The sequence below is a fragment of the Microcystis sp. M090S1 genome (assembly GCF_020246295.1).
In the GTDB taxonomy this organism is placed as follows: domain Bacteria; phylum Cyanobacteriota; class Cyanobacteriia; order Cyanobacteriales; family Microcystaceae; genus Microcystis; species Microcystis aeruginosa.
Genome location: NZ_JADBTF010000101.1, coordinates 1 through 9,398, shown reverse-complemented (window position 1 = coordinate 9,398; position 9,398 = coordinate 1). Strand labels below are relative to the sequence as shown.

Here is a 9,398-nt window from a genome sequence, read left to right as displayed (position 1 = left end):
TGTTAATGATCAGACAGTACCTGATGAGCCTTTTTCTGTCAACTCTTGAGGTTGATGCGTTTCATTTTTGAATTGGCGCTTTTCTGACTTTTCTTCAGCTATTTATGAATGTCTGAATGATGCCCATCTGAAACATAAAAAAGAACTGGATTCCTTGCTCACTCTACGATTTCAGAAGTTTAATAAATCTCAGATTATGAACGTCTAAAGTATACTTATGAGGACAGGCACTCATGCAAGAGGCACTCATGCAAAAGGGGGAATAAATAATCAGTTTTTAATAACCGGATTTAGTATTAGACCCATTATTGCAGACATTTTTGAAAATTTTCCTTTTTACGATGGTTTTCCTGAATTGAGATTCTCCCCCCTACTAAAGCAAGGGGGAAAAAAAATCAATTGGCACGCTGTTCAACCAACAGTTGGTAAGCATGATTAAAATCAGCCGTTGTAATGCGAATCTCAGCCGGGTCAGTCATTCCCTGATGGCGATAACGACGAATTGCCATCAGTGCCGCTTGGTTACATAATAACGCTAAATCTGCGCCATTCCAGCCTTCGGTTGCCTCGGCCCAATAGCCTAAATCCACATCCTCTAAAGGACGTTCATCATTATGAACTCCGAGAATTGCTAAACGACTGGAGGCATTCGGTAAATCAACTTTTAACTGTAAATCCAACCGTCCCGCTCGCAATAAGGCTGGATCTAACGCATCTGGGCGATTAGTGGCTCCAATCACTAAAATCGTTGCCCCAGTTTGCAACCCATCCAACTCCGTGAGGATTTGTCCCACAACCCGGTCACTCACTCCTGAATCCCCACTATAACGACCTCTTGCTGGTGCTAAAGTATCAATTTCATCAATAAAAACCACACAAGGTGCTGCCTGACGAGCTTTGGCAAACAACTCACGCACCGCTTGTTCACTCGCACCCACCCATTTGCTCAAAAGCTCAGGTCCATTAATACTAATAAAATTAGCTCGCGCCTGAGAGGCAACCGCTTTGGCCAATAAGGTTTTTCCCGTTCCGGGTGGCCCCCAAAGTAAAATACCTTTGGGAGCTTGGGCTTTGGTTTGCGTATATAATTGAGGATGGAGTAATGCCCCTTCCACGGACTCCTGTAGGGTTTGTTTAATCTGTTCAAGTCCGCCAATATTGTCCCAGTCCACATGGGGAGACTCCACTTCCACAGACCGCAATACCGCCGGTTTAACTTCTTTAAGGGCTTGCAAAAAGTCGGCTTGGACCACCGTCATTGTTTCTGGAATTTGCGAGTCAATCGTAGGAACCTGGCGTCGCAAAGCACTATAGGCCGCTTTCTGGCAAACGGCTTTTAAATCTGACCCGACAAATCCCACAGCATTATCGGCAATCAGAGCTAAGGAAACTGATTCATCTAGGGGCATGGAACGGGTGAGAATTTGCAGGATTTCTAAACGGCCCTTGCGGTCAGGCACCCGAAAGAGGACTTCTCGGTCAAACCGTCCAGGGCGACGGAGGGCAGGGTCAAGATGGTCGGGACGGTTTGTCGCCGCTAGAACAATCACCCCTCGACTTTGGGCAAAGCCATCCATTAAACCCAGCAATTGGGCCACCAGTCTTTTTTCTACTTCCCCTTCAACTTTACTGCGGTCGGGTGCCATGCTATCAATTTCGTCAATAAAAACGATACAAGGCGCATTCTTACTGGCTTTCTCAAAAATTCCCCGCAGTCTTTGCTCGGCTTCCCCATAATATTTGCTGATCACCTCTGGTCCGACTAAGGCAATATAGTTAACACCGAGTTCTTCGGCCAAAGCACGGGCGGTCAGGGTTTTACCGGTTCCAGGGGGTCCGACTAAGAGAACTCCGCGAGTGGGTTCAAGTCCTAACTTGGCCAACAAGTCAGGGCGTTTCAGAGGAATGGCAATTAGTTCTTTGAGTTCTTTAATCACTTCCGTCAAGCCACCAACATCTTTCAGGGAAGCCGTGGTCGGTCCTTCGGGCGGTGTCACAGTGTCTTTAACCTCTGAATCAGTGGAGGATGAGCGATGGCGATTGACCTCAAAATCATCCCCGCCAGAATTGCTCGAACGAGAAACCCCCCCTGAACGGGGAATACCGCCAGAACGGGGAATATTACTCAAGGGACGAGAATTAAATTGCATTTCGGTTTTAATTTCCCCTTTTTCCAGTTTCTCTTCCAAGATTTTAGCCAGTTCGACTAATTGCTCAAATCCTTTGAATAATTCTGCCATAAAATTTCTCCTGAGTCAAGTGAAAGATGGGTACTGGGTAATAGATGGGGTTAAGAAGTCCGACTTGATCAGACTAATTACCTTTAAAATAACAGATCTGCCGCGCTTTTTACCCGGGCTAGAGGTTCTACTGACCGGGGTAAACTGGGTAAGCGAATCAAAGTTTGATCTGGGAATAAATCCCGATCAATTTCCTCATTAGCGTGATAACGATTCTGCACGACATAACGTTGATAGACTCCCATTTTTTTCAAAGATGCTGTCAATCGCAGTTGTTCGGCAACTATAGCATCTTGGGCTTGCAAAACTCCAATAAATTCTGTATGTTGGGGGTCTTTTAGTTTTTTCTGGGCAGACATCACTTGTTGTCTTAAGGTTCGCAATCGTCCCATTAAATCTACACGCCCTAAGACATTTTGATACTTCATCCAAAGCTTAAAAATCCAACTTAACCAATCTCCTAAAGCCGTTGGCATTTCCAAAAATCGCAGGAGATGACCGGTAGGAGCCGTATCTAAAATAATCAAATCTTGTTGTTTCTGGTCTAATAAATCCATCACTGTTACTAGGGATAACATTTCATCAATTCCTGGCAGAGATTGAGCTACAATTTGTCGCCAAGCTTCCGGAGTATAAGCTAGTTTGATGTTTCCTTCTTCCTTACCTTCACCACTAATCATTTCTGCCAGTTCCCATAAATAATCATCCCGAAATTTTTCTAAAATGATATTAGCATCAACTTCTTGACCACTTAAATTAGCAGTTAATTGTGTGGATTGATGTCCTAACTTTGTCCCAAAGGCATCTCCCAAAGAATGCGCTGGATCAATAGAAATAATTCTAATTTTTTGATCGGGATGACGATTAGCTAACGCCCAACCAATGGCCGCAGCAACGGTTGTTTTTCCCACTCCCCCCTTGCCACCAATGATAATGAGTTGGCGTTTGTCGTCAATAAAATCACTAAAACTCGGCAGAATTTTTTGCGGCCATTGAATAGGAGGCGGGGGAGTAAATTCTACTTTTTCGATGATTTTAATTTGACTCATGATCTGATCTAATGCTTCACCTCCTAGGGGTTCTTTTGCCTGTTGGGGCAGGGTGAAAATTGTCTCTTGACCTGGAATTTTTAGGAATTTATCCAGGAGTTGCTGTTGCTCACTGTAGCGATCTAAATTTTGATTAGGATCCGTTAGAATGCGATTAATAAATAAGCTGCCGCAGGGAATATTTAAGTGATGCAAACTATTGAGTAATCGTTCGGTTTCTAATAAACTCATCGGTTCGGCAATTGCCACAATTAAACAAAGGGTAAAATCCCGATCTTGTAGGATTCGTTTGCCTTCGGTTAATTCTGCTTGTGTTTTGACTAAAAAGTCATCCACATCATCGGCATTGTAGGTTTTTGAAAAAGTTTGCGAAATAACACGATGTTTTTCTTGAAACAACTCTAAAGAATTTAAAATAATCTCTAAAAAGTCTTTAATTCCCAATAAATTCAAGGTATGACCAGAGGGAGCCATATCAACAACAATTCGATCTACAACATTGTCAATAAGTAATCGCTGAATTTCTAATAGACCCATAATTTCATCTAAACCTGGCCAGTCTAAATCCCAAACAGGAGTTAAATCTTCTCCTTCAACAAAACTGCCCCGTTCTACTAAAATTTCTAAAAATTTTCCGTATTTTTCTTTAAATTCTAAGAGCAATTTTTCCGCATCTAATGCCCTAACTTTTAAGTTGGGTAAGTCTTTTACAGGTGATGCTTGATCGCTAACTTCTGTTTGCAATACATCCCCTAAAGAATGAGCAGGATCGGTTGAGATTAACAGGATTTGTTCCTCGGGGAATAATTTAGCCCAACGGCGAGCAAATCCACAGGAAAGGGTAGTTTTTCCCACTCCTCCTTTGCCACTAAACATAACTAAATGTCGAGTGTCATAACGACTTAGAGAGTTATTTACCAAGTTAAAGTTAGTCATAGAGAAATCAAGTTAAGTAAAGTGATAGGGGGGAGAAACTTGTCCTAATTGTAATTCCCAACGGGGGCAGGCTTTCTGCCAATGCAAGACTTGCTCGATTAGTAAAGGTTCTTCTTGAAGATTAACTAAAAGATAAATTCGTGATTCTGTCCCCGGAGCAGTAATAATCCTCGTTGATGGATAGCTTTGGGTGATTAAATTCACGAGATTTTGCCATTCTGAACCTTGCAAAGTATAAAAATCTTGTTGGGCTTCATAAAGCTGTTTTTTGGCTAAAAAATATTGTCTGCCCCTGCTTTCAGAAGAGAGTACAGGCTCCTCTGGCTTACGGGGAATACATTTTAAAAGATATTCTCCTTTTCCCTCAAGTTCTTCAATTTTTTCTTGATATTCTTGGCCATGAGAACAAAGATGAGTCAGTAAATTTTCTGACTCTAAAAAAGATGTGCCAAAACGTAGGGGTAAAATAGTGGTTTGTTGAAATAATTGACAGATGACTCGATCATGACATAAAACGGATTGAATCAAGCGTTCATCATCATTTTGTAAAGTGTCTAAACTAACTTCGGGTTCGACTACGGCCGATAGCTCTCCACCAGTTATCAGTAACAATGGGTTAGCCATTCCAACGGGTAATGTTAGGCTTTCTATTGGGGTTTTCAAAAAAGCGTAAGTATATAGATTGTACAATTTCATAGGGTTTACCAAAAGAAAATTTACGATTTTTTACAAGTTTTTATATTGGGGCGTTGATATGCTAGAATATTCTAAGTTATTCAGGGATTGTTATGACAACCACTCGTTCACCCAGATCAATTAGATCTAAAATTAGCACTATGCCTCGGAAACAATCTGAAGCAGATCAGCAACTTGAGCTTTATAAGTTAATTACTGAAAAACAACGTATCCAAGAAAAATTAGAAATAATGGAGCGGCAGATTCAGCAGTTAAAAAGTCGTCTGACGTTTGTGACAGATCAAATTGAGACTACAGAACAAAGTATTCAAAATTTGCGTACAGTCAATCCTCCTAGTTTACCTAAAAAACCTGATTCCCCCAAAACTGTTGCCCACTCCTCTAATAATTCTAGTAATTTCCAAGCTTTTTACCTAGAATATTAAGGCTTAATCAAGGGCTAGTTCTGACCAAGCTTCAACGAGTTCTTGAGCTTGTCAAAGCCGCCCTTACTAAGCGCCGCTACAATTTGTGATTTTGTTCATGGCCTATAGGGTGGGAAAGATTGTCAGTTCTGAACGTGGGACGTATAGAAAAATTTTAGAGAGAAGATTCAGATTGGTCTTCTGCCGCCTCTTCTTCTTCTAAGGCTTGAATTTTTAATAAAAGTTCTTCTTCCTGAATTTCAAACTCTTCCTCGGAAATGTTGCCCATATCGTAATCTAGTTGTAAGGATAATAATAATTTGTGCAAGTTTTCAGACTCATCATATTCTATATCTGCACGCTCTTGAATTTTTTCCCCAATCCAGATTAGACCCCCAATAGGACCGGTAACAGGAAGAAATAAAAGATCGAGAAACATAACTAATACTCTCCTTAGATAAGTTGGGCAAAGGTATAGGGTGCGGTTAAATTGTTATAGCGAATTCTTAGGCGATCACCAAACTGCTGATCGATCGCTTCAACGTTTTGGCTAAATTCCGGCTCTTGCTCCCAGGGAATTAAATAAGCTGCATTGTAAATCATGTCATCCGTCATCGGATCGCTTTCAATCACCTCTTGGGCCCGATGATTTAATTGCTCTCTAAAGACTTGAATAATGTCTTGTTTCCGTTGAAATACAGTTGCTTCAATGAGTTGACCTATATGGATAATTTCTTCCATATTTAAGTTTTTCCCCATCATCGCATCCCGTTCTTGCTTTAACTTAGGATTAGACTCCAAAGCCGCTTGTAATTCCAGCTGATTATCCCAAAAAATCTTAATGCTAACTTCTCGTTGGCCTGACAGTTTAGCAAATAATTCTTTCAGTTGCGTTTTATAGGGATTAATTAATTGTTCGGTGACGGATTCCCAGGTTTTGATAACTAAGCCAAACCGCAGGGGCAACAACGTTGTCAACCCTGCTTCCATGACAGTTTCTAATACTTTTTCATGGCAAATTAAATAGCGACGGGATGCCAAATACTTCTCTTTATGAGCAGCGGAGTAAAGAAAACTAAAACCATCAATCATCTCACTGTGAACTGGCTCATTATCAATCCCTTGCAAAACGAGTCCGTCAGGAATTGGTTCCGGAAAGATTCCATACAAATAAAGACCCACTGTCATCAGTATTCTCCCAAATTAAACCGGCTGAGAAGTTAAAACCAAACGAAGCTTTAGATGAATTAAATCTAGTTGAGCTAAACCCAGATCAACATTTCCTTCCACAACAACTCCCGTATTGAGGAGTCGATCGACTAATTCTAACACAGAAGGCTTAATACCCTCCTCTCCCGGGTAATAACTCCCTGCTTCAGGTAAAAGAGTTCCAAACTCTCCTAAGTGGACATTTAACTCTTCTGGCTCAACCTCAAAAATTTCACACAAATAGAGAATTTGTTCTTGCAATTTTTGGATACTTTCTGCGGCTCTATCTAAATCAGACTCACTGAGAACCCCTTTTTCCATCCGGCGAATGATTTGGGCTTCGAGCAATTGGCGTACCAGTTCCACGACAGTTAACAGTAAAGGGGCTAAACCAGCTTGGCTATTACTTTCTGGACGGGTCAGCAAGGCTTGATTATCAGAATCGTAAGGTGTGCAAGCAAGTGTCATGGTTGGAATTGGTAAATGAGCAGTTTTTGACGGTGAGTCTCTAGTGGGGAGCTTGGCCAAGAAATTTTATCTGAGGGAAAATAATGATGTAATTAAACAATGTCAACTTTCCTCTGCACTCAATTTGGTTAAAGATTTTAAGGTTTGAAGTCGGCGTGAAAGTTCCAGATTTTCTGCCAATAAAGCTTGGGATTGGCTAGGGAGGTAGGGGTCGCTTTCCCACCCATTAATTGCCATCTCCCTTGCTCTATCAACAGAGGCAATCGTTAACTGGCATAAACTTCCTTACCGGAGGAATTTCAATGTATATAAGGAATGTGCCTGCTCGTTCGGACTGCTATCACGGCTCTCCATTACACTCAATTTGGCTAAGGATTTTAAGGCTTGAAGTCGGCGTGAAAGTTCCAGGTTTTCTGCGAATAAAGCTTGGCATTGGCTAGGGAGGTAGGGATAACCTTGCAAGCCGTTAATCGCCGTTTCCCTTGCTTTATCAAGGGGGGCAATCGTCTCGTGTAAATTTCCTAACCTTTGAGGATTCAAGTGAGGAATTTCACGCATCTGAGGAATGTGCTTCATCGTTCGGACTGGGATCATGGCTCTCCATTGCACTCAATTGGGTTAAGGATTTTAAGGTTTCAAGCTCGGTTTCTAGGGTTTGGAGTCGGAGTGAAAGTTCCCGATTTTCTGCTAGTAAAGCTTGGGATTGGCTATGGAGGTAGGGATCCCCTTCCCACCAGTTGATTCCCATTTCCTTTGCTTTATCAACAGAGGCAATTAACAAACGAATGCGGATATTTATAAGTTCAGTGGAGGCGATCGAAACTGAAATATCGCCAGCAATCACAATTCCTTTATCTAAAACTCGTTCAAGGATATCCGCCAAACTCGAACCTTGAGTTGCTGTTTTCAGGGAGTTGTTTGATTGGGTTTTGAGCGAGCCAGCAAAAGTGGAAGAAGTCACGGTTGGTTTCACCCAATAAGAGTATAAAACTAGTCTTTTTGCTTCAGCAAGTTCGTTCGCAGTAAAGATTGAATGGCTTTTAACGATTGATTTCCTGTCAAAGGCTCAGAAGTTGACGCTTGGGCATCGGAAGGCTCCTCTTCCTCTCCAACGGATAAGGATTCTACCAGATTGTCGTCGAGGATTTCCCATAAAATAGCTCTTGAGCTATCAATAGGTAAGCTTGTGCGGGACAAGAGAACATCGGCGCAGATATCACGGAAGTCGGCATCATCGGAGTTGGCCACAATATCGTGAGAGGCGCAGACTTTAGCAATCATTAAACAAGAGCGCAAACCTGACGTTTTTTCAGTCGCAGTTTTCAAACGAAAGTTTTTGACGAGGTTGACAATAAATAAGGCATCATCTCGACCAATCCCCGTTTTTTTGGCAAGAATTTCGGTCTGAGTCAGTTGATCTGGTTCAGGCATATTAATGGTTACTAACCGATCCATTAGAGCATCTTGGGTAGCATGAACCCCGCAATATTCTTCTGGGTTGGAGGTGAAAATTGCCCGAAATTGAGAATTGACTTGTAGGTAATCGGGTTGATGGCTAGTGGGTGGCAGGGTGAGAATTTTTTCTTCCAAGGCAGAGAGTAAAACGTTGTTGACCTCAGGTCGAGAACGATTGAACTCATCATAAACTAGGGTAAAACCCTCGCGACAGGCCATTGTTAAGCGAGAATCCACCCAGTTGTGTTTTAGCTCGTCTTCAACTTTGAGAACGCTGTGGATATAGTTATCCGTCAGCTTTTTATGGGTATAACCAGATTGGCTACCAATTAAATCGGAACTGGTAAAGTCATCATCGCCAAAGATTAGCATCACAGGTCTGGCTAAACAATTGGCCAGGTGCATTGCCAAGGTGGTTTTTCCCGTTCCTGCTGGACCACATAGATGAATGGAAAACCCAGAGTTTAGATAACGTAAGGCGCGAGTGGCAATTTGATCAATCGAAGGCGTAACAACAAATTGACCGGGGCGAAGGGAGAGAACGGATCTTCTTGTTTGAGTTTCAGTAAATGTCATAGTCGAAATCTAGTAAATACCATTGATAATCCCCGCCTGAAGCGGACGGATATTCTCGAGCTAACAACTGCTGGTTCAGGTTTCCCTTTAATAACCGAGTAGGCAAGGACGCTCGTGTTACCCGAATTTTACGGCAAGTTTAATCGTCTTTAGCTTTTAAGGCTTACCTCATAATAATATCACAAAAAATTAGGAACTGTCATCAATTAGATCTAGAACCTTGATTTTGACATCCTCACCGCCGTAAACGGACGGTGATTCCCAAACCTCACGATTTAGGTTTCTGCTTCTTTCCCTTGCGGGGTTCCGCACCTGCCTTAACAGATTTACTCTGTTCTGGTCTTATGGTCGCTCTACAGACTGAC

The 9,398-nt window shown here is 42.0% G+C and carries 10 protein-coding genes and 2 pseudogenes; 2 read left to right on the top strand and 10 right to left on the bottom strand.

Annotated elements, in window-relative coordinates; genetic code table 11:
* Positions 1–79: 79 nt before the first annotated feature.
* Positions 80–208, top strand: a pseudogene (locus IM477_RS04730) (IS630 family transposase); the annotation flags it as partial.
* Positions 209–395: 187 nt separating this feature from the next.
* On the opposite strand, the gene IM477_RS04725 reads toward IM477_RS04730, so the two are convergent.
* The 3 genes from IM477_RS04725 to IM477_RS04715 form a co-directional block, all read right to left on the bottom strand.
* Positions 396–2,240, bottom strand: a complete 1,845-nt coding sequence (locus IM477_RS04725) for an AAA family ATPase (protein WP_287730739.1) — start codon at positions 2,238–2,240, stop codon at positions 396–398.
* 83 nt (positions 2,241–2,323) lie between these two features.
* A complete protein-coding gene (locus IM477_RS04720) occupies positions 2,324–4,225 on the bottom strand; it encodes an ArsA family ATPase (RefSeq protein WP_287730737.1) in 1,902 nt (633 codons plus the stop codon).
* 12 nt (positions 4,226–4,237) lie between these two features.
* The gene (locus IM477_RS04715; protein ID WP_190723178.1) at positions 4,238–4,921 is read right to left on the bottom strand and encodes a GvpL/GvpF family gas vesicle protein; all 684 of its coding nucleotides are present in this window, start codon (positions 4,919–4,921) and stop codon (positions 4,238–4,240) included.
* Between the two features lie 92 nt (positions 4,922–5,013).
* Here IM477_RS04715 and IM477_RS04710 point away from each other — a divergent pair, with 92 nt between their 5' ends.
* Positions 5,014–5,346: a gas vesicle protein gene (locus IM477_RS04710; RefSeq protein WP_287730735.1), complete on the top strand. Its 333-nt coding sequence runs from the start codon at positions 5,014–5,016 to the stop codon at positions 5,344–5,346.
* A 154-nt stretch (positions 5,347–5,500) separates the two neighbouring features.
* Here IM477_RS04710 and IM477_RS04705 read toward each other — a convergent pair whose 3' ends face one another.
* The 7 genes and pseudogenes from IM477_RS04705 to gvpN all read right to left on the bottom strand — a co-directional run bounded on the left by IM477_RS04705 (position 5,501) and on the right by gvpN (position 9,033).
* Entirely contained in the window at positions 5,501–5,764 is a 264-nt protein-coding gene (locus IM477_RS04705) for a gas vesicle protein GvpG (protein WP_286823764.1), read from the bottom strand.
* A 14-nt stretch (positions 5,765–5,778) separates the two neighbouring features.
* Positions 5,779–6,513 (bottom strand): gas vesicle protein GvpF, encoded by a 735-nt coding sequence (gene gvpF, locus IM477_RS04700; RefSeq protein ID WP_287730733.1) that lies wholly within the window; start codon positions 6,511–6,513, stop codon positions 5,779–5,781.
* 15 nt (positions 6,514–6,528) lie between these two features.
* Positions 6,529–7,002, bottom strand: coding sequence for a gas vesicle protein K (locus IM477_RS04695; protein WP_002758523.1), 474 nt, complete (start codon positions 7,000–7,002; stop codon positions 6,529–6,531).
* A 102-nt stretch (positions 7,003–7,104) separates the two neighbouring features.
* A pseudogene (locus IM477_RS23305) lies at positions 7,105–7,275 on the bottom strand (gas vesicle protein); the annotation flags it as partial.
* Positions 7,276–7,287: 12 nt separating this feature from the next.
* Positions 7,288–7,596, bottom strand: coding sequence for a gas vesicle protein (locus IM477_RS04690; RefSeq protein ID WP_287739907.1), 309 nt, complete (start codon positions 7,594–7,596; stop codon positions 7,288–7,290).
* Positions 7,553–7,963, bottom strand: coding sequence for a gas vesicle protein (locus IM477_RS04685; protein WP_287730731.1), 411 nt, complete (start codon positions 7,961–7,963; stop codon positions 7,553–7,555). Before IM477_RS04685 ends, IM477_RS04690 begins: the two co-directional genes overlap by 44 nt.
* A gap of 29 nt (positions 7,964–7,992) precedes the next feature.
* Positions 7,993–9,033, bottom strand: a complete 1,041-nt coding sequence (gene gvpN / locus IM477_RS04680) for a gas vesicle protein GvpN (protein WP_287730730.1) — start codon at positions 9,031–9,033, stop codon at positions 7,993–7,995.
* Between the last annotated feature and the right edge of the window lie 365 nt (positions 9,034–9,398).

Excerpts from the sequence above, each read along its gene's own strand:
- IM477_RS04725 (WP_287730739.1), bottom strand. The coding sequence starts at position 2,240 with ATGGCAGAATTATTCAAAGGATTTGAGCAATTAGTCGAACTGGCTAAA.
- IM477_RS04720 (WP_287730737.1), bottom strand. The coding sequence starts at position 4,225 with ATGACTAACTTTAACTTGGTAAATAACTCTCTAAGTCGTTATGACACT.
- IM477_RS04715 (WP_190723178.1), bottom strand. The coding sequence starts at position 4,921 with ATGAAATTGTACAATCTATATACTTACGCTTTTTTGAAAACCCCAATA.
- IM477_RS04710 (WP_287730735.1), top strand. The coding sequence starts at position 5,014 with ATGACAACCACTCGTTCACCCAGATCAATTAGATCTAAAATTAGCACT.
- IM477_RS04705 (WP_286823764.1), bottom strand. The coding sequence starts at position 5,764 with ATGTTTCTCGATCTTTTATTTCTTCCTGTTACCGGTCCTATTGGGGGT.
- gvpF (WP_287730733.1), bottom strand. The coding sequence starts at position 6,513 with ATGACAGTGGGTCTTTATTTGTATGGAATCTTTCCGGAACCAATTCCT.
- IM477_RS04695 (WP_002758523.1), bottom strand. The coding sequence starts at position 7,002 with ATGACACTTGCTTGCACACCTTACGATTCTGATAATCAAGCCTTGCTG.
- IM477_RS04690 (WP_287739907.1), bottom strand. The coding sequence starts at position 7,596 with ATGATCCCAGTCCGAACGATGAAGCACATTCCTCAGATGCGTGAAATT.
- gvpN (WP_287730730.1), bottom strand. The coding sequence starts at position 9,033 with ATGACATTTACTGAAACTCAAACAAGAAGATCCGTTCTCTCCCTTCGC.